The sequence below is a fragment of the Flavobacterium tructae genome, assembly GCF_001853485.1.
GTDB classification, from domain to species: domain Bacteria; phylum Bacteroidota; class Bacteroidia; order Flavobacteriales; family Flavobacteriaceae; genus Flavobacterium; species Flavobacterium tructae.
This window is the reverse complement of record NZ_MIKE01000024.1, coordinates 486,973-505,316: the sequence shown is the minus strand read 5'-3', so window position 1 is coordinate 505,316 and position 18,344 is coordinate 486,973. Positions and strand designations below refer to the sequence as shown.

21 protein-coding genes are annotated in these 18,344 nt (G+C 35.2%); 12 read left to right on the top strand and 9 right to left on the bottom strand.

Translation table 11 applies throughout. From position 1 onward, the window contains the following. Positions 1-89 precede the first annotated feature (89 nt). From BHE19_RS15960 to BHE19_RS15910, 11 genes are all read left to right on the top strand, one after another. Positions 90-767, top strand: a complete 678-nt coding sequence (locus BHE19_RS15960; protein WP_070907939.1) for a Crp/Fnr family transcriptional regulator — start codon at positions 90-92, stop codon at positions 765-767. Between the two features lie 93 nt (positions 768-860). After that, entirely contained in the window at positions 861-1,457 is a 597-nt protein-coding gene (locus BHE19_RS15955; protein WP_070907938.1) for a peroxiredoxin-like family protein, read from the top strand. A gap of 6 nt (positions 1,458-1,463) precedes the next feature. Continuing rightward, entirely contained in the window at positions 1,464-1,922 is a 459-nt protein-coding gene (locus BHE19_RS15950) for a YHS domain-containing (seleno)protein (protein WP_070907937.1), read from the top strand. A 4-nt stretch (positions 1,923-1,926) separates the two neighbouring features. Beyond that, on the top strand, positions 1,927-2,316 hold the full coding sequence (locus BHE19_RS15945) for a DoxX family membrane protein (protein ID WP_070907936.1): 390 nt from the start codon (positions 1,927-1,929) through the stop codon (positions 2,314-2,316). A gap of 2 nt (positions 2,317-2,318) precedes the next feature. Then, entirely contained in the window at positions 2,319-2,807 is a 489-nt protein-coding gene (locus tag BHE19_RS15940) for a hypothetical protein (protein ID WP_070907935.1), read from the top strand. Beyond that, on the top strand, positions 2,795-3,505 hold the full coding sequence (locus tag BHE19_RS15935) for an NRDE family protein (protein ID WP_070907934.1): 711 nt from the start codon (positions 2,795-2,797) through the stop codon (positions 3,503-3,505). Before BHE19_RS15940 ends, BHE19_RS15935 begins: the two co-directional genes overlap by 13 nt. A gap of 10 nt (positions 3,506-3,515) precedes the next feature. Further along, the gene (locus BHE19_RS15930) at positions 3,516-4,550 is read left to right on the top strand and encodes a D-alanine--D-alanine ligase (RefSeq protein WP_070907933.1); all 1,035 of its coding nucleotides are present in this window, start codon (positions 3,516-3,518) and stop codon (positions 4,548-4,550) included. Positions 4,551-4,553: 3 nt separating this feature from the next. Continuing rightward, positions 4,554-5,210, top strand: coding sequence for a hypothetical protein (locus BHE19_RS15925; protein ID WP_070907932.1), 657 nt, complete (start codon positions 4,554-4,556; stop codon positions 5,208-5,210). Positions 5,211-5,238: 28 nt separating this feature from the next. Beyond that, positions 5,239-6,216: a M20/M25/M40 family metallo-hydrolase gene (locus BHE19_RS15920; RefSeq protein ID WP_070907931.1), complete on the top strand. Its 978-nt coding sequence runs from the start codon at positions 5,239-5,241 to the stop codon at positions 6,214-6,216. Positions 6,217-6,252: 36 nt separating this feature from the next. Further along, positions 6,253-6,930 carry an SDR family NAD(P)-dependent oxidoreductase gene (locus tag BHE19_RS15915; RefSeq protein ID WP_070907930.1) on the top strand — a complete coding sequence of 226 codons (678 nt, stop codon included), beginning with the start codon at positions 6,253-6,255 and terminating at the stop codon, positions 6,928-6,930. Positions 6,931-7,002: 72 nt separating this feature from the next. Next, a complete protein-coding gene (locus BHE19_RS15910) occupies positions 7,003-7,599 on the top strand; it encodes a SprT-like domain-containing protein (protein WP_017498766.1) in 597 nt (198 codons plus the stop codon). 101 nt (positions 7,600-7,700) lie between these two features. Here the strand turns inward: BHE19_RS15910 and BHE19_RS15905 are convergent, their stop codons facing one another. From BHE19_RS15905 to gcvP, 6 genes are all read right to left on the bottom strand, one after another. Next, entirely contained in the window at positions 7,701-8,462 is a 762-nt protein-coding gene (locus BHE19_RS15905) for an ABC transporter ATP-binding protein (protein ID WP_017495095.1), read from the bottom strand. Then, on the bottom strand, positions 8,459-9,208 hold the full coding sequence (locus BHE19_RS15900; protein ID WP_017495094.1) for an MlaE family ABC transporter permease: 750 nt from the start codon (positions 9,206-9,208) through the stop codon (positions 8,459-8,461). Before BHE19_RS15900 ends, BHE19_RS15905 begins: the two co-directional genes overlap by 4 nt. Positions 9,209-9,281: 73 nt before the next feature. After that, the gene (locus BHE19_RS15895) at positions 9,282-10,136 is read right to left on the bottom strand and encodes a glycosyltransferase (RefSeq protein ID WP_070907968.1); all 855 of its coding nucleotides are present in this window, start codon (positions 10,134-10,136) and stop codon (positions 9,282-9,284) included. 92 nt (positions 10,137-10,228) lie between these two features. Further along, complete coding sequence (locus tag BHE19_RS15890; protein WP_017495092.1) at positions 10,229-10,756, bottom strand: methyltransferase; 528 nt, start codon at positions 10,754-10,756, stop codon at positions 10,229-10,231. A 197-nt stretch (positions 10,757-10,953) separates the two neighbouring features. Continuing rightward, a complete protein-coding gene (locus tag BHE19_RS15885; protein ID WP_070907929.1) occupies positions 10,954-12,012 on the bottom strand; it encodes a 3-oxoacyl-ACP synthase III family protein in 1,059 nt (352 codons plus the stop codon). 329 nt (positions 12,013-12,341) lie between these two features. After that, positions 12,342-15,191 (bottom strand): aminomethyl-transferring glycine dehydrogenase, encoded by a 2,850-nt coding sequence (gene gcvP, locus BHE19_RS15880; protein WP_070907928.1) that lies wholly within the window; start codon positions 15,189-15,191, stop codon positions 12,342-12,344. A 135-nt stretch (positions 15,192-15,326) separates the two neighbouring features. Here gcvP and BHE19_RS15875 point away from each other — a divergent pair, with 135 nt between their 5' ends. Continuing rightward, entirely contained in the window at positions 15,327-16,139 is an 813-nt protein-coding gene (locus tag BHE19_RS15875; protein WP_070907927.1) for a hypothetical protein, read from the top strand. Positions 16,140-16,206: 67 nt separating this feature from the next. Here the strand turns inward: BHE19_RS15875 and BHE19_RS15870 are convergent, their stop codons facing one another. The 3 genes from BHE19_RS15870 to BHE19_RS15860 form a co-directional block, all read right to left on the bottom strand. Next, positions 16,207-16,605, bottom strand: a complete 399-nt coding sequence (locus BHE19_RS15870) for a DUF1090 family protein (protein ID WP_083342566.1) — start codon at positions 16,603-16,605, stop codon at positions 16,207-16,209. Between the two features lie 64 nt (positions 16,606-16,669). Next, positions 16,670-17,125 carry an SRPBCC family protein gene (locus tag BHE19_RS15865; protein ID WP_070907966.1) on the bottom strand — a complete coding sequence of 152 codons (456 nt, stop codon included), beginning with the start codon at positions 17,123-17,125 and terminating at the stop codon, positions 16,670-16,672. Between the two features lie 282 nt (positions 17,126-17,407). Continuing rightward, a complete protein-coding gene (locus tag BHE19_RS15860) occupies positions 17,408-18,316 on the bottom strand; it encodes a TIGR01777 family oxidoreductase (protein WP_070907926.1) in 909 nt (302 codons plus the stop codon). Positions 18,317-18,344 lie beyond the last annotated feature (28 nt).

Here is an 18,344-nt window from a genome sequence, read left to right as displayed (position 1 = left end):
GATAATCAAAACCCTTTCAGGCTGCCCAATGTCTGAAAGGGTTTTTGTTTGGATTTTAATTTCGTTATATTTACAGAAATAAACTTTTTATGTACGAAGATTTAAAATACTGGTATTTACGAGACCATAAGTTGTTTAGAACTTTGAGTTACTCACAGATCAAACAATTGTGCATTATCACAGGTTTTAAAAAAGCGTCAAAAGGAGAAATTATTTATTTTTCTACTTCAGATTTACCCCGCATATTTTTACTCAAAAAAGGAAATATTAAAATCGTATCTATTGATGAAGAAGGTAATGAAACCATAAAAGACATCATTCAGAAAGGGGATTTGTTTGGCGAATTAACTTTGGAAACGGATGCCAAAAATGAAGAATATGCAAAAGTACTTTCGGATGATGTTGCGATTTGCAGCTTCCTGATGTCAGATTTCGAAGATTTATTACTAAGAAATCCAACACTGGCACTTTCGTACACCAAATTTGTGGGGCTGAAAATGAAACGTATTAAAAATAGTTATGCCAATTTAGTTTCTAAAGATGCAAAAACCAGATTGTATCAGTTTCTTAAAGACTGGGCAGATAAGGAAGGAGTAGCGGAAGGGAATTCGGTAACGATGGAAAACTATTTGACACAGAATGATATTGCACAAATTATTTGTACTTCAAGACAAACGGCAACCCAATTGCTGAACGAGATGGAAACGAATGAACTGATACATTACAATAGAAAAGAGATTGTTATTGTTGATATTACCAAAATCTAAGTTATTTTAAGCGAAGTGTAAATTAGCCGACATTTGCCTTTTTCATACTACCGTAATTTTACATTATCAAATTAAGATGTAAAGTTAAAAATTATGAAAAAATTATTTTTTATTGCTTTAGTAGCCTTATGTACTGTTGCTACTGCGCAAAGTTCGCTTCCTAAAATGGCGACCGATATTGCTCCTTTATTAATAGGAGAGAAAATTCCAAATACCACATTAAAGTCAGTTGAAAATGCAGCGGTAAAAATCTCTGATTTGCTTGAAAAGAAAAAAACGGTTTTAGTTTTCTATCGCGGCGGCTGGTGTCCTTATTGCAATATGCATCTTCAGGCGTTAGCTGAAGCAGAGAAACAAATTCTGGATCTTGGATACCAGATTATTGCAATATGTCCTGATGCTCCGGAGAATTTAAAAATTACAGAAGAAAAAGATAAAGTAAAATATACTTTGCTTTCTGACTCTGAAGGAGAATTTACCAAAGCGATTGGAATTGCTTACGAAGCTCCTGAAAACTATAAATCAGTAATTAACGTACATTCTAAAGGAGTTAATAAAAGTTTCTTACCGGTTCCGTCAGTTTTTGTTGTGAATCCAAATGGTGAGATTGCGTTCGAGTATATTGCTCCTGACTTTAAGCATCGCATTTCGACTGAATTACTCGTTTCAGTATTAAAAAACCTAAAATAAAACAAGATGAAAAAGCTGTTGTTTTTTGTATTGATTTTGGTTTCGGGTATTTCATTTGCTCAGAATGATGCGAAAAGAATAAGTCAGTACAATCTGGAAAATAAAGTAGCCATTCAGGGCTACGATCCTGTGGCCTATTTTAGTCCGGGAAAAGCGATTAAAGGAAAGAATGAATTATCAGCTTCTTATCAGGGGGTGATTTATAAATTTTCTTCCAACGAAAACAAACAGGAATTTTTAAAAAATCCCTCAAGATATGAACCGCAATACGGAGGCTGGTGTGCCTATGCTCTGGGAAGTTCCGGAGAGAAAGTGGAAATAAATCCGGAAACTTTTAAAATTATCGACGGTAAACTCTATTTGTTTTACAATGCCTATTTTAATAATACTTTGAAAAGCTGGAATAAAAATCAGACTAATCTGAAAACGCAAGCCGACGAGAACTGGAAAAAAATAAACAGGTAACAAGATGGAAAAATCAGAAAAAATAATCTGGGCTTTAAGGATTATAGCAGCCGGAATTTTGTTGCAAACCTTATTTTTTAAATTCAGCGGAGCAGAAGAAAGTATTTATATTTTCTCGACTTTAGGAATTGAACCATACGGAAGAATTGGATCAGGAATAGCCGAATTGGTTGTTGCGATTTTAATTTTAATTCCAAAAACAACATGGATTGGAGCTTTGGGCGGATGTGGAGTAATGGCGGGTGCTATTCTATCTCATTTATTTGTTTTGGGAATTTCAGTTCAGAATGATGGGGGCTTACTTTTTTTACTGGCCCTTATCACCTTATTATGTTGTTTAGGATTACTTTATTTCAATAAAAGTAAATTGTTTAATCTTCTAAATTTAAAATAGCCATGTTACTAAAATCAATACGCCACAGTTTAGATGAACTCGATGATCTGTTAGGTCAATTGACAGATGCAGATTATGCAAGACCTTGTTCTGCTCTCAACAATGCAACAATTGGCGAGCATTTGCGACACATTCTGGAAATGTTTATAGGTCTGGAAAAGGGTTACAATTCAGGAGTTGTAAATTACGATAACCGTGAGAGAAATATTCGAATGCAAACGGAAACGGCATTTGCAAAAGAACTTATAACCGGAATAAAAGCAAATCTGAAAAGTGAGAACAAAACCATTTATTTAGAACAGGTAATAGACGGGCTTGCCCTTCGAATTCAAAGCAATTATTACAGAGAATTGCTATACAATCTGGAGCATTGCATCCACCATCAGGCTTTGATCAAAGTGGCCGTTATGCCGTTTAAAGATGTTTTGATTCATGAGAATTTTGGTGTGGCCCGTTCCACTATAGAATACAGAAAACAATGTGTACAGTAAGTTTCGTCAACCATAACGGAGTGGTAATGATTACTTCAAATCGGGATGAAAAAGTAATCCGTCCGGAAGCCATTGCACCCAGAAACTATTGTCATAATGGTAAAAATGTGATGTACCCGAAAGATTCAAAAGCGGGAGGGACGTGGTTTGCCGTAGATAAAAACGGAACTGTACTGGTACTTTTGAATGGAGGTACAGAGAAGCATCGGATTTCATTTTTGTATAGAAAAAGCAGGGGACTGATTGCTCTCGATATGATTTCGAGTTCGTCGCCCAAGGATTTCTGGGATGAAATTAATCTGGAAGATATCGAACCTTTTACATTGGTTTTGTATCAAAATGAAGAATTGTACGAACTGATTTGGGATGGTCTGGTAAAAATTAAGACACTGTTGGAGAGTTCAAAGAATCACATCTGGTCATCGGTTACTTTATATCCTCCGGAGATCAGAAAGAAACGCTCCAATTGGTTTTTTGAATTTTTAGAAGGTAAGGATGAAATCTTCTCTACCGATATGTTAGATTTTCATAAAAACACTCAAAATGATGATTCTGAAAACGGATTGGTCATTAATAGAGAAAATGTTTTGAAAACACTTAGTATAACTCAGGTGGTAATCAAGCAGAATAAAGGGACTATGAAGTATTGCGATTTAATTAAAACAAAGGAGTTCTCGACTTCTTTTATAAGTATTTAATGTAGTAAAGATGAAACTATTTTTTCATAAAGTAACCAATTGGGAGTACTGGCCTTTTAAAGTGCTGTACGTTCCTATTTATTTTCTTTGGGCCTATTATGCGATCAAAGCAAGATCAGTATTTTTCTTTAATGCGTCTAATCCGAAGATAAAAAACGGCGGGTTTATAATGGAAAGTAAAAAACAAATTTATGATTTGCTTCCCAGAGAATGTTATCCCCATACTATTTTGATCAAAGAGGATACGGATCTAAATAAGATTGCAGAAAAAATAGTCGAAAACAGAATTTATTTTCCTTTAATCGCTAAACCTGATATCGGTTTAAGGGGGTCTGGTGTGAAAAAAATAAGAAATGTTTTTGAGTTGAGTGAATATGCCGGAAAAGCAAATTTTGATTTTTTATTGCAGAATTTGATTCCATTTAAAAATGAAGTTGGTATTTTTTACGTGCGTCATCCACACCAAAAAGAAGGCAAAATTACCGGAATTGTTTCGAAAGAATTTTTAATTGTTACCGGTGACGGAATCTCAACTATTGAAGGGTTAATCTGTAAAACGCCAAGATTTCAATTGCAGCTTGATGTTTTAAGAGAGGAATACGGAGATCAACTGCATCAGGTTTTGAAATATGGTGAAAGAGTAAATTTGGTTCCTTTCGGGAATCATGCCCGTGGAGCAAAATTTTTAGATGGAAGCGATTGGATCACCCCAAAGTTAACCGCAATGATTGATAAAATTGCTAAAGAGGTTCCGGAATTTTATTTTGGGCGTTTTGATATTATGTACAACACTTTCGAAGAATTAGAACGTGGAGAAAAGTTTCAGGTTGTAGAGCTTAACGGGGCAGCCAGTGAACCCACACATATTTACGATCCTAAACATTCTGTTTGGTTTGCCTGGAAAGAACTGGCAAGACACATCACTTATATGTATGAGATCAGTGCTGCGAATCATAAAAAGGGAGTGCCATACCTGAATTATAAAGTTGGAATCCGGGAATATAAATTGCATTTGGCTCAGAACAGTAAGATTATAAATTTTTAAAAAATGAAAAGGTTAAAGAATGTCTCAATTGGATTTTTGGTGAGCTTCATCGGATCGATCCCGTTAGGATATTTGAACGTAGTAGGTTTGGAGATTTATTCGAAATCAGGACTTTTTAATTTGGTTTTCTTTCTGTTCGGAGTCATTTTTGTCGAAAGTTTTGTCATTTATTTTACGTTGCTTTTTGCCAGAGAACTAATCGATAATAAAAAATTAATGAAGCTAATTGATTTTTTTGCTATTGGATTTATGTTTGTTCTGGCTTTTCTCTTTTATTACGGATTCAATCAAGCTACAAAATCAACTGATAATTTAAAGGGGTATTTGGTGTATTCACCATTTGTCATCGGAATGATTTTAAATTGTTTCAATTTTTTACAGCTGCCTTTCTGGACGAGCTGGAATCTGTATTTGCTTAACGGAAAGTATATTGTCGTAGAAAAAAAGTTAAAATATTATTATATTGCAGGAACTTTGATTGGTATTTTTTTCGGGATGTTAAGCCTGATTGTGGTTTTACAGACTATTTTTGAAAAGAGTAATCCATTATCAAGGTACGTGATGCCTGTTTTTATTCCGATATTTTTTATGGTCTTAGGGAGTATTCAGGTATTTAAAGTGTATAAAAAATATTTTAAATCGACTGCTTTTGAGGTTTAGTTCCTCAAGCACAATTAAATCATTCTTTATGAAAAAGCTTTATTTTCTACTTCCTTTTGTTTTTCTGGCCTGTAAATCAAATCCCGTTACAGTGAACACTACATCTTCAACAGCTGTTTCAAACCCTATTGAAGTTGCCTATAAAGTAAAAGAATCTGAAGTTTCAGATTTTCTGAAAGAATTGTCTTCCGATGAGATGGAAGGTCGTGAAACAGGCACAAAAGGTATCGAAAAGGCTGCCGCTTTTTTAGAGAATTTTTTAAAGAAGAACCATGTGGCACCTTATTTTACTGCCTATAAAGACACATTGACCAACTTTAAAACACCAGCCTATAATATTGTGGGAGTGATAGAAGGAACCGATCCTGTGCTGAAAAAAGAATTCGTGGTCTTAAGTGCGCATTACGATCACATTGGATTAGAGAAAAAACAACAGGCAGATGTTGTTTTTAACGGAGCGAATGATGATGCGTCCGGAGTTACAGCAGTTGCTGAGATGGCGAAGTATTTTAGTGAAACAAAATCAAACAAACGCAGTATTCTTGTTGTGTTTTTTGCCGGAGAAGAAAAAGGATTGTTAGGTTCTAAAAGCCTCGTGCAAAAACTTAAAAAGCAAAATTTTAATTTATACACACAATTGAATATCGAAATGATTGGTGTACCTATGAAACGTGATTATCTGGCCTATATTACCGGTTTTGACAAAACCAATATGGCTGCGAAAATAAACGAATACACGGGTAAAAAGACTATTGGTTTTTTACCAAAAGAAGCAGAGTACAAACTGTTTTACCGATCGGATAATTATTCTTTTTATGAGGCATTCAAAAAACCATGTCAGTCTATAAGTACTTTCGACTTCGAAAACTTCGCCTTTTACCATCATGTCTCAGACGAATTTAAAGTAATGGATATTTCACATATGACTTCTTTTATTCAGGAGTTTCTGCCGGCAGTGACCAAAATTGCAATCACACCCACAGAGGAAATTACGATGAATAAATAATACTGTCCTTTTATTCGATTTGCTTATTTTTGCTTTATGAAAAATATTATTGTTACCGGAACCAGTCGTGGAATTGGTTACGAATTGGCATTGCAGTTTGCCAATGCTGGTCATCAGGTTTTGGCAATTTCAAGAAAAACACCTCAGGCACTTTTGGAGCATCAAAACATTAGCTGTTTGTCAGTAGATCTGTCAGATGAAGCGGCTTTACAAGAAGTAGATCAATTTCTTTCGTCTGCCTGGAAGAGAGTGGATGCAGTGGTTCATAACGCAGGTGCATTGTTGTTAAAGCCTTTTGCTGAAACCACTCAGTCCGATTTTGAAAGTATTTATAAAGTGAATGTTTTTGCGGTTGCCAACTTAACTCGTATTTGTCTTCCTTATCTTCAAAGCGGAAGCCATGTGGTTACAATCAGTTCTATGGGCGGCGTAAGAGGAAGTTTGAAATTTGCAGGTTTAGCGGCTTATAGTTCCAGTAAAGGAGCTGTAATTACTTTAACCGAATTGTTGGCGGAAGAATATAAAGAAAAAGGAATCTCATTTAATGTTTTGGCACTGGGTTCCGTTCAGACTGAAATGCTAAATGAAGCTTTCCCCGGTTATCAGGCACCAATATCCGCCGAAGGAATGGCAACGTATATTTATGATTTTACGCTTAACGGAAATAAATATTTTAACGGAAAGGTTTTAGAAGTTTCGTCTACTAATCCATAAGCTAAAATTCCAAACATATATGTCAGGCCGAGCGAAGTCGAAGCCCTTTTTACAAATAATATTTAACTTATAGTGAACGAGACCCTTGCAAAATATATACCGGAGCATGCTGTAAGGCCTGTTTTTGATTTGATTGTTGCCAATCAGGTTCATCTGAAAATCGTGAATGAGCGTCAGACGCGTCATGGGGATTACAGAAGAGGGCCTAGTGGCAAACATGAAATTACGGTGAATGCAAGTTTAAATAAATATCGTTTTCTGATCACGCTGATTCATGAAATTTCGCATTTAGTGGCGTTCGAAAAGTTTGGCAGAAATATTAAACCTCATGGAAATGAATGGAAGTTTACTTTTCAAAGAATGATGGTTCCTTTTATTCGTCCTGAGATTTTTCCAAGTACTTTATTGCCGTTATTAGCCCGACATTTTAAGAACCCTTCAGCAAGTAGTGATACCGATACGACCTTGTCTTTGGCCTTAAAACAATACGATGCGCACAACGATAAGAACTATATTTTTGAAATCCCCTATGGAAGTGTATTCAGGATTAAAAATGGTAAAACATTCAAGAAATTGGCCGTTAGAACCAAACGTTTTGAATGTATCGAAATTAGCTCAGGAAAAACGTATCTGTTCAATCCAAATGCCGAAGTGGAGATAATCCAATAAAAGAAAATTCCAATAAAAAAAATCCAAATTCCAACTGCATAAGTATTGGAATTTGGAATTTTTTTATTGAGTTTCCCAGCGGAATTTGGAATTTTAAAATCTTATCCTTTCAAATAAGCCTCTCGTACTTTTTTAAACAGATTAGAAGAATAAACGAATTTTACAATGGCTTCGTTATCCGTTCTAAAGATTTCTTCTTTAGTTCCCTGCCACGCTTTAACTCCTTTTTTCAGGAATACGATATTCTCACCAATTTCCATCACCGAGTTCATGTCATGGGTATTGATAACGGTTGTAATGTTATATTCTTCTGTAATTTCTTTGATCAGATTATCAATCAGAGTAGAGGTATTTGGGTCCAGACCGGAGTTAGGTTCATCGCAAAATAAGTACTTCGGATTATTTACAATTGCACGTGCAATTGCAACACGCTTCTGCATTCCTCCCGAAATTTCAGAAGGCAATTTTTTATGTGCATCAATTAAGTTTACTCTTTCCAGAACAAAATCAACACGTTCTTTGACTTTAGCCTTGTTATCGTTTGTGAACATTTTTAGAGGGAAAGCGACATTTTCTTCAACAGTCATCGAATCAAATAAAGCACTTCCCTGAAAAACCATTCCGATTTCGGTTCTTAATTCTCTTTTTTCATCCGGATCCAGTTCTGAATAAACACGGCCATCAAATTCAATAGTTCCATTATCGGGAGTATGAATTCCTAACAGACTTTTTAATAAAACAGTCTTTCCGGATCCACTTTGTCCAATAATTAAGTTCGTTTTTCCAGTTTCAAAAACTGTCGAAACACCTTTTAGAACTTTGCTGTCGCCAAATGATTTTTCTAAATTTTTTACTTCTATCATGATCCTAGTAACAATTGTGTTAGTATATAATTAAAAAGAATGATTGAAACCGAAGTCCAAACAAACGATACCGTACTGGCCTTACCTACCTCTAGTGCACCACCTTTCATGTAATAACCGTGAAAAGAAGGAATAGTAGCTAAAAGCATAGCGAATATTAGAGTTTTAATAAAAGCATAAACGATGTGAAAAGGAATGAATTCTATTTGGGCTCCAATAATAAAGTCACTGCTGCTCGTAAAACCTCCGTAAACACCAGCAAGCCATCCACCAAAAATTCCCAGGAACATACTGATTCCAATCACAAAAGGATACAATAGTAAAGCAATAATTTTAGGGAAAACAAGATAGTTAAGAGAGTTTACCCCCATAACTTCCAAGGCATCGATTTGCTCTGTAACACGCATAGTTCCGATGCTTGAAGTAATAAAAGATCCCATTTTTCCGGCCATAATTACCGAAATAAAAGTAGGAGCAAACTCCAAAATCACAGATTGACGTGTAGCAAAACCGATTAAATATTTTGGGATTAAAGGATTAGTTAAGTTTAAAGCCGTTTGAATCGCAACAACACCTCCAACAAAGAAAGAGATAAAGCAAACGATACCAAGAGAGTCAATAATTAAATCATCAATTTCTTTAAAAATTAATTGTCGCATAACAGGCCATTTAGTCTGTTTATTGAAAATCTCTTTCAGCATTAAAAAATATTTCCCAACCTGGGATAAGTAACGAATTAGCATCATAGTTTTACAAATATTGGCTAAATTAAGGATTAGTTTACAGTTTATAGTTTCAGTTTACAGTTTTTTAATTTTTTTAAGATTTAAAAAACTTCTGTTTCATTTTCTGCAAACGATAATTTCTAATAAATTTAGCTTGTTCGGGAGTAACGAGTAATGGCGTTTTTGCTTTTTTTGCTTTCCAGAATCCACGGACATAATCCAAAAAGAGAAATGGTTTTTTCTTCATCATGGCCAGTTTAGCCGATGCGATTGCGGTAATCCAGAAACCATATCCTAAAGTATAAAATGCTTCGCCTTGTTTGTATCGGGCAGTTTTGTTGTAGTTAGCGCCAGTTGGTTTCAGATGTTTTACGTGTAAAGAAGCGTCGGTGACAATTTTCCATCCGTAATATTTACAAAGAAGTTCGTCTACAGTGTCCCAGCCCATAGCCGGTTTTAAACCTCCAATTTGCTGAAAAGTTTCTTTGCGATAGGCTTTGAGTGCTCCGCGAATATGATCTTTATCGGTAAGGTTTTCTAAAATCCAGTCTCCATTTTTTTCAATATAACAAAAACCTCCCGCCATTCCTACTTTTGAATCAGACTGAAAATGTGCGATAATAGTTTCGAAATAATTGGAAGGAAAAATAAGATCACCGTCTATTTTTACCATAATATCATAGTCGGAATCCAAAGTTTCTAAGCCTTTCTGAAACGCCTGAATTACTTTACTTCCCGGCATATGAATGGCATCTGATGTTTTGTTTACAACAGAAATAAAAGGGTTTTCTTTTGCAAAACCCAGTACAATTTCTTCTGTTCGATCTGTTGAATTGTCATTTACCACAACAACTTTTGATGGTAAAATAGTTTGTGAAACCAAAGACTGTAAGGTCAAGCCAATTAAATCTTGTTCGTTGTGAGCCGGGATGACGATGTAATACTTCATAATTTTCAATTTAAATCCCAATTCTTTAAATTCCAAATTCCAATCAAAACGGGCTTAATTGGAATTTGGAATTTTTTTATTGGAATTTGACTTTAGGCTTTTATTTTTTCCGCCACAACAATATAATATCGTGGAGTAAAATATCTCAATAAAGGTCTGAAACCAAACTTCTTTACCGGATGCGTGAATTTTTGACGATCAGTAATTTTCCAGCCTGTTTTTTCTAAAAGCCAGTCCAATTGCCAGTCTTCGAATTCATGATAATGTCTGTCCCACATATCAGTTTTAGAACGATATGCAGATGAAAACCATAAACGTAATGGAATTGATATTAACAATTTATCACATTTTACATTTTGCAGAATGGTGTAGGGATTTAGCAAATGTTCGAAAATTTCAAAAGCGGTAAAAACACTATATTCTTCCGTTTGTAAAGCCGTTTGATCGTTGTCCAGATCTTCGCCTTTTGTATTTTTTACAGTATAACCATTTTCTTCCATTATCTTAGAGAATGGATTTGGTACACCAAAATCAAAAATAGTCTCTGATGTTTTAACGTGTTTTTGTAAAAATTCTAAAGTAAGTTTGAATCTTTTATTGGGAAACGTTTTTTCGTACATAGTCATTGCGAGGAACGAAACAATTTCTCGTTCTTGATTTTATAATTAGGTCGCAAATATACTAAAAAAAGTCCGCACCATAGGTTACGGACTTTTTTAGTTTACAGTTTACAGTCGCAGTATTCAGTCTCAGTTTGCACTCTACTGAATACTGAGACTGAATACTGAGACTGAATACTGAAAGCTGCGACTTAAAACTAATATCTGTAAACAAAAGCATTGACATTCATTCCTGCCCCAACAGAGGCAAAAATAACAACATCACCTTTATTTATTTCGTGATTTTCCAGTTTTCCCTGTATCAATAAATCATAAAGAGTTGGTACTGTAGCAACACTGGAATTTCCTAAATCATGTATGCACATTGGCATAATGTTTTCAGGAGGTGTTTTTTCGTATAGTTTGTAAAAGCGGGCAATAATGGCTTCATCCATTTTTTCATTGGCCTGATGAATCAGAATTTTTTTCACTTCATCAATGGATATTCCACTTTTATCAAGACAGCTTTTCATCGCACATGGTACCTGACTTAAGGCAAATTCGTAAATTTTACGTCCGTACATTTTGATGTATTTAATGTCCGGATCTAATTCAGGGTTGTATGATTTTCCAAAGAATAGGTAGTTGGCTTCATCAGTTGCAAAAGTAGCACTTTCATAAGATAGTAATCCTGCTTCATCATCAGAAGCTTCTAAAATAGAAACACCTGCACCATCTGAGTAAATCATAGAATCGCGATCGTGATCGTCAACCACTCTTGATAGTGTTTCAGAACCAATTACCATCACTCTTTTTGCCATGCCAGATTTTATAAAGGCATTGGCCTGCAGGACACCTTCAATCCAGCCCGGACAGCCAAAAATAATATCATAAGCCACACATTTAGGATTTTTAATACCTAGTTTGTTTTTTACACGTGTTGCTAAACTTGGAAGAATATCAGTTTGATGGGTTCCCGCTTTTACGTCACCAAAATTATGTGCGTAAATGATGTAGTCTAAGGTTTCGCGATCTATTTTAGCATTTTCAAGAGCTTTTTCGGAGGCAAAAAAGGCCAAATCAGATGAGGTATGTTGGTCTTCGGCATAACGACGATTTTCGATACCAGTGATGCCTTTGAATTTTTTTATTACAACTTCGTTAGGGTAACCAAAAGGAGTTCCGTCCTCATTTAAAAAAACATGATCACCAAAGTCAGTATTACTTACTTCTTGAGTAGGAATGTAACTTCCTATACCTATTATTTTTATTTTCATTATTCCTTTATTGTCCGGTAAATTTAGGGCTAAAGTATAAATAAAATCATGATAACTATCATAAAAAATAGTATGCACGCATATAATTGAGGAATAGTAATTTTTTGGGGGATATATTGGTTATTTTATAATGAATTATAGATTTTAGCGAGATTTCAAACGTTTGCGATCGGTGGTTTATTGGTGTAATTTTTCTCTTAGAGTAAAAAGTGTTTTTTGATTTGTTACAAATGAAACAGAAGCATGTAAAAGTGTTGAAATAAAAAATCCGACAGGTTTTAAAAACCTGTCGGATTTGGATAATATATATTAAAAGAAAAACTTAATTTTTAGTTTTCCATATAAGCTTCAATAGGAGCACAGCTACAAACTAAATTTCTGTCTCCGTATGCGTCATCTACACGACGAACTGATGGCCAGAATTTATTGTCGGCAATGTATTCTAATGGGTAAGCTGCTGTTTCTCTTGAATAAGGGAAATCCCAGGTATCAGCAGTTAACATTGCTAATGTATGAGGTGCATTTTTTAATACATTGTTTTTATCATCAGCTGTTGCAGCTTCAATTTCTTTTCTAATTGAAATAAGAGCATCACAAAAACGATCTAACTCTGCTAAATCTTCAGATTCTGTAGGTTCAATCATTAAAGTTCCGGCAACCGGGAAAGAAACGGTAGGAGCATGGAAACCATAATCCATTAAACGCTTCGCGATATCACCAACTTCAATTCCGTTTTCTTTAAATGCACGGCAATCTAAGATCATTTCGTGAGCCGCTCTTCCGCATTCTCCTGTATAAAGAATTGGGTAGTGCCCTTCGAAACGTGTTTTCATATAGTTCGCGTTCAGAATAGCATGCTCAGTAGCACTTTTTAATCCTTCACCACCCATCATTGTGATGTAGCCGTAAGAAATTAAACATACTAAAGCTGATCCGTAAGGCGCAGATGAAATGGCAGTAATCGCTTTTTCACCACCTACTTTAAGGATTGGGTTTGTTGGTAAGAAAGGAACCAGTTTTTCGTTCACACAGATTGGTCCAACTCCAGGTCCACCGCCACCGTGAGGAATAGCGAATGTTTTGTGTAAGTTTAAGTGACAAACGTCAGCGCCAATTGTAGCCGGGTTAGTTAAACCAACCTGAGCATTCATATTAGCACCATCCATATATACTAATCCGCCATTGTCGTGGATTAATTTAGTAATTTCAATGATTGAAGATTCGAAAACTCCGTGAGTAGAAGGATACGTTACCATCAAACAAGATAAATCATCTTTATGTTCGATCGCTTTTTCTCTTAAATCCTCTACATCAATGTTTCCTTCAGGAGTAGTTTTGGTTACAATGATTTTCATTCCGGCCATAGCTGCAGAAGCAGGATTGGTTCCGTGAGCTGATGAAGGAATCAAACATACATTACGGTGACCATCATTTCTTGACATGTGGTAAGCACGAATAGCCATTAATCCGGCATATTCTCCTTGTGCTCCTGAGTTAGGTTGTAATGTTGTTCCCGCAAATCCTGTAATTACATTTAACTGCTGCTCTAATTTTTTAAGCATAGTGATGTAACCTTCTGCCTGTTCAACTGGTGCAAAAGGGTGAATGCTGTTCCAGTTCGGCATTGATAAAGGAAGCATTTCTGAAGCTGCGTTTAATTTCATTGTACAAGAACCTAATGAAATCATCGAATGATTCAATGATAAATCTTTACGTTCTAATTTTTTGATGTAACGCATCAACTGACTTTCTGAATGATGATTGTTGAATACATCATGTGTTAAGAAAGGAGATGTTCTTTCTAATGAAGCCGGTAACTGACTTGCCTCAGATAATTCAGAAACGGTAAAAGTTTCTTTTCCTAAAGCTTCAGCAAAAATGGCAATAATTTGGTTGATGTCAGCAATTGAAGTCGTTTCGTTAAATGAAATCGAAATGGATTCGGCATCAGGATAGAAGAAGTTTACTTCGTTTTTCTCCGCAACAGCTTTTACTTTTTGAGCGTCAGCTTTTACTAAAATAGTATCAAAGTAAGCAGTGTTGGTTTGGTAAACTCCTAATTTATTTAAGGCTTCAGCAGCAGTAACCGCCGATGCATGAACTTTGTTTGCAATGTATTGTAGCCCTTTTGGTCCGTGGTAAACTGCGTACATTCCGGCCATAACCGCTAATAATACCTGAGCAGTACAAATATTTGAAGTCGCTTTTTCACGTTTAATGTGTTGCTCACGAGTTCCTAACGCCATACGTAACGCACGGTTTCCGTTTACATCGATCGAAACACCAATGATACGGCCCGGCATAGAGCGTTTGTATTCTTCTTTAGTGGCAAAGAATGCAGCATGAGGTCCGCCATAACCCATTGGTACACCAAAACGCTGTGAAGTTCCAACTACTACAGCAGCTCCCATTTCTCCAGGAGAAGTTAAAGCAGCTAATGATAAAATATCAGCAGCGAAGGCAACTTTAATTTCATTTTCTTTTGCTTTAGCAACAAAAGTGCTGTAATCGTTTACCTGACCATATTTTCCCGGGTACTGTAAAATAGCTCCGAAAAATTCATTTGAAAAATCAAATGTTTCATGGTTTCCAACTACTAATTCAATTCCAACCGGAGTTGAACGTGTTTGAAGAACAGATAAAGTTTGTGGCAAAATTTCTTCAGAAACGAAGAATTTGTTTGTATTGTTTTTCTTTTGGTCACGTGTACGAACGTCAAATAATAACGCCATAGCTTCTGCAGCAGCAGTTCCTTCATCTAATAAAGAGGCGTTGGCGATTTCCATTCCGGTTAATTCAATAACCGTAGTCTGGAAATTTAAAATTGCTTCAAGACGACCTTGAGCAATTTCAGCCTGATAAGGAGTATAAGCTGTATACCATCCCGGGTTTTCAAAAATGTTTCTTTGAATTGGAGCCGGAACGATTGTTGGATGGTAACCCAAACCAATGTATGATTTGAATACTTTATTTTTCTTTCCTAATTCCTGAATATGGTTTGCAAACTCATACTCCGTCATAGCCGGATCTAAGTTTAATGGTGCTTTTAAACGAATATCATCCGGAAGGGTTTCATAAACAAGTTGTTCGATCGATTCAACTCCGATAGTCTGTAACATGTGTTGAAGATCTGTTTCTCTTGGACCAATGTGTCTTAAAGCAAAAGCATCTGTTTTCATATAGTAGTAAAAGTGTTGTTTTTTAGTCGCGCAAAATTAAGTATTAATAATAATTTAATGCACATTTTTAACTTCATTTTTTGTGAAATTTTCAATTAAAGATATGGTTTCTTAATAATTGATTAGATTTGAATAATGAAAGTGTTAAAGTACATATTAGATTTTTACCTGAATGGCAGTATTCATGTGGCTTTATCATGTTATGCACTCATTCGGATTACCTTTCATGTGTTTCATATTCAGTACGATGAGTCGATGGCATTGTTTGGTTTTTTGGGAACAATTGTGGGGTATAATTTTGTTAAATACGATGTTTTGGTTCGTGTTCAAAAGAAAAAAATCGGAAACCAGTTGAAAATTATTGCCATTTTGAGTTTTATTTCACTGTTTTTGGTGGGCTATTATTTTTTTCAGTTGAAGCGGATTACTCAAATTGTTTCAATTGTGATTTTTTTAATAACGGCACTTTACACCCTTCCGTTTTTTCCGAATCGGAGAAATGCACGAAATTGGGCAGGTGTAAAAATTTATATCGTGGCAGTTTGCTGGGTGGGTGCTACCTTAGTTTTACCTTTGATAAATGCCGAAATTCCTTTTACCAGTGATTTTTTTATAAAATGTATTCAGCGTTTCGTTTTGGTTTTTGTTCTGGTTTTGGTTTTTGAAATTATCGATTTGGCCAATGACGATCCGCATTTACAAACAGTTCCTCAAACAATAGGAGTAAAACGAACCAAAATTTTAGGACTATTATTGCTGATTCCTTTTTGGGGATTAGAAGTTTTTGTTTCTACTTTTAATTATCATGATGCTTTTATCAATCTGATAATGATTTTTGTATTGATGTTATTTATTGCATTTGCAAACCCCAATCGCTCCAAATATTATACTTCTTTTTGGGTGGAAAGTGTTCCCATATTTTGGTGGCTGATGATACTGTTTCTTTAAAGTAGTTTTTCCTAAAATAAAAAAACCGATGCGCATACATCAGTTTCCTTAGGAGTGAAATAAAATCTTACTTCGTTTTTTGTTCTGCTAGGGCTTTATTCAGGTCGGCTTTAGCTTCGGCTAGTTTCTTTCTTTTCTTATCAATTTTTTCTTTGCTTTCCTGATCTTTTATGGCTTTGTTTAGATCATCGGTTCTTTCCTTGACTTTTTGCTGTTTTTCCTGAACTTTTTTGTTAAGGTCTTTGTTCACTGTTTTTGTCGTACAGTTTTTTTTAGTTTTCGAGATAGCTTCTTCGACTCCTTTTATTTGACTTTGATTGCCGGCCTTTTTGGCAGCAATCAGTTTTATGTTTAATTCACATAGTTTTCTTTCACAGCCTTTTAGTGTTTTGCAATTGCTTTGTGCAAATCCGATGAAAGAAATAGTAAAAAAAACAACCGATAGTATTTTTGCTTTTAATGTCATAAAGTTTAGTTTTAGTTAGTTTACGGATTCTCGAAAATCGTGTCTGACTATAAAAGTAAGAAATTTAAAGTTTTTTTTCCGAAACTATTTTGAGTGTTTTATTTCTTTCCAAAAGGAAGTTCATAAGATGTTTTTCTAAAAATAAAATATCAAAAAGTTCACCTAAAATTCCAAATGGAGTTTCATATTGCAGTTTGTCTTTCATGATAGTAAATCCGTCTTTTTCTTCAAAAAAATGTTCGTGTTTGAAAGATTTGAATATGCCTTGTTCCATTTCGTCGACAAAGTAGGTATAAGGTTTCATTGCTGTAATTCGGCTTTTATGAGTGAGATAAAAACCGAAATGTTTGCCACGCCAGGTTACTGTTTCATTTAATTGGATTAAGCCGGATGTTACACCGGCAATTGCTTTTTCTTTTGATGGACTGGCAGATTGCTGATGAATATCAATATTTCTTGAAGCATCAAAAACCGATTTTTGAGAGGCTTTTATTAGGGTTGTAAGGTTTAGGACTGTCATTTTCGATATCATTTTTTTAGTTTGGGGATATGAGTGTTACCAATATGTAATCTCTCCGAGATTAATTGCCCCATATATCTAATTTTAATTAATCACCACACTTCAATCCGTGAAAGTGCTCCTGTAGGAGCGATATAATGATAATATATCCTATCTCGGAGAGATTACATATTGGTAAAACTACTTCGCCGCCCTACATAACTGTCCCGTAGGGACTATACGAGACTTAGCACAAAGCGTTTTTCGTAGCTTTTCTGGTTTCAGTACAGCACTTTGATTCTTTTAGGATAAGAGATTCTGAAAAGCCGGATCAATATTTTCAAACTTAAACGCAAAACCTTTTTCTAAAAGTCGTGTCGGAATTACATTTCTGCTCTTTAAAACTAGTTCTGTTTCTGTTCGAATGATAAAAGATCCGATTTCCAGAAAGAATTTGTTGAGTGAGATTCCAAAAGGTACACCAACTGCTTTTCGAAGTTCTTGCATAAAGTCACTATTTGAAATAGGGTTTGGCGAAACGATATTTACTTTTCCTGCCATCTCTTTTTTTATTATAAACTCGATTGCACGTGCAAAATCATCTTCGTGAATCCAGCTGATCCATTGATTTCCTTTTCCTTGTTTTCCTCCAAAACCTATTTTAGCCAAAGTCTTTAACGGAAGGAGAGCACCGCCGTTTTTTCCCAAAACGATTGATGTTCGTAATGCCGTTTTCAGGGTATTTGGAGTTTCTGTTTTAAAAAAAGCTTTTTCCCACGAGAGAGCCACATTTATAGAGAAGTCATTTCCGATCTCGCCCTCGACTTCGTCCATTTGTTTGTCTAAAGAAAAACGGTAAATGGTGGAAGTTGACGAATTGAGCCAATGTTTTGGTGGGTTTTTACAATTCAAAACGGCTTTGTTTAAAATTTTTGTGCTTTCAAGACGAGACAATAAAATTGCTTTTTTATTTTTTGAAGTATAGCGACAATCAACAGATTTACCTGCCAGATTAATTAATACCGTGGCATTTTCCAGTTCACTTTCCCAGCCTGAAAAAGTTTTGGTATTCCAGTTTACATATTTTATTCCATCGATGATTTGTGACTTCCCTCGAGTCAGAATAACAATTTCTTCAAATTTGTTTTTGAAATGATATATTAAAACCTTTCCCAGAAATCCTGTTCCGGCTGCGATGATGAGTTTGCTCATTGTTGTATTTTTTTGGCACGAATTGCCC

Coding starts and splice junctions, on each gene's coding strand:
- BHE19_RS15960 (WP_070907939.1), top strand. CDS start 90: ATGTACGAAGATTTAAAATACTGGTATTTACGAGACCATAAGTTGTTT.
- BHE19_RS15955 (WP_070907938.1), top strand. CDS start 861: ATGAAAAAATTATTTTTTATTGCTTTAGTAGCCTTATGTACTGTTGCT.
- BHE19_RS15950 (WP_070907937.1), top strand. CDS start 1,464: ATGAAAAAGCTGTTGTTTTTTGTATTGATTTTGGTTTCGGGTATTTCA.
- BHE19_RS15945 (WP_070907936.1), top strand. CDS start 1,927: ATGGAAAAATCAGAAAAAATAATCTGGGCTTTAAGGATTATAGCAGCC.
- BHE19_RS15940 (WP_070907935.1), top strand. CDS start 2,319: ATGTTACTAAAATCAATACGCCACAGTTTAGATGAACTCGATGATCTG.
- BHE19_RS15935 (WP_070907934.1), top strand. CDS start 2,795: ATGTGTACAGTAAGTTTCGTCAACCATAACGGAGTGGTAATGATTACT.
- BHE19_RS15930 (WP_070907933.1), top strand. CDS start 3,516: ATGAAACTATTTTTTCATAAAGTAACCAATTGGGAGTACTGGCCTTTT.
- BHE19_RS15925 (WP_070907932.1), top strand. CDS start 4,554: ATGAAAAGGTTAAAGAATGTCTCAATTGGATTTTTGGTGAGCTTCATC.
- BHE19_RS15920 (WP_070907931.1), top strand. CDS start 5,239: ATGAAAAAGCTTTATTTTCTACTTCCTTTTGTTTTTCTGGCCTGTAAA.
- BHE19_RS15915 (WP_070907930.1), top strand. CDS start 6,253: ATGAAAAATATTATTGTTACCGGAACCAGTCGTGGAATTGGTTACGAA.
- BHE19_RS15905 (WP_017495095.1), bottom strand. CDS start 8,462: ATGATAGAAGTAAAAAATTTAGAAAAATCATTTGGCGACAGCAAAGTT.
- BHE19_RS15900 (WP_017495094.1), bottom strand. CDS start 9,208: ATGATGCTAATTCGTTACTTATCCCAGGTTGGGAAATATTTTTTAATG.
- BHE19_RS15895 (WP_070907968.1), bottom strand. CDS start 10,136: ATGAAGTATTACATCGTCATCCCGGCTCACAACGAACAAGATTTAATT.
- BHE19_RS15890 (WP_017495092.1), bottom strand. CDS start 10,756: ATGTACGAAAAAACGTTTCCCAATAAAAGATTCAAACTTACTTTAGAA.
- BHE19_RS15885 (WP_070907929.1), bottom strand. CDS start 12,012: ATGAAAATAAAAATAATAGGTATAGGAAGTTACATTCCTACTCAAGAA.
- gcvP (WP_070907928.1), bottom strand. CDS start 15,191: ATGAAAACAGATGCTTTTGCTTTAAGACACATTGGTCCAAGAGAAACA.
- BHE19_RS15875 (WP_070907927.1), top strand. CDS start 15,327: ATGAAAGTGTTAAAGTACATATTAGATTTTTACCTGAATGGCAGTATT.
- BHE19_RS15870 (WP_083342566.1), bottom strand. CDS start 16,605: ATGACATTAAAAGCAAAAATACTATCGGTTGTTTTTTTTACTATTTCT.
- BHE19_RS15865 (WP_070907966.1), bottom strand. CDS start 17,125: ATGACAGTCCTAAACCTTACAACCCTAATAAAAGCCTCTCAAAAATCG.
- BHE19_RS15860 (WP_070907926.1), bottom strand. CDS start 18,316: ATGAGCAAACTCATCATCGCAGCCGGAACAGGATTTCTGGGAAAGGTT.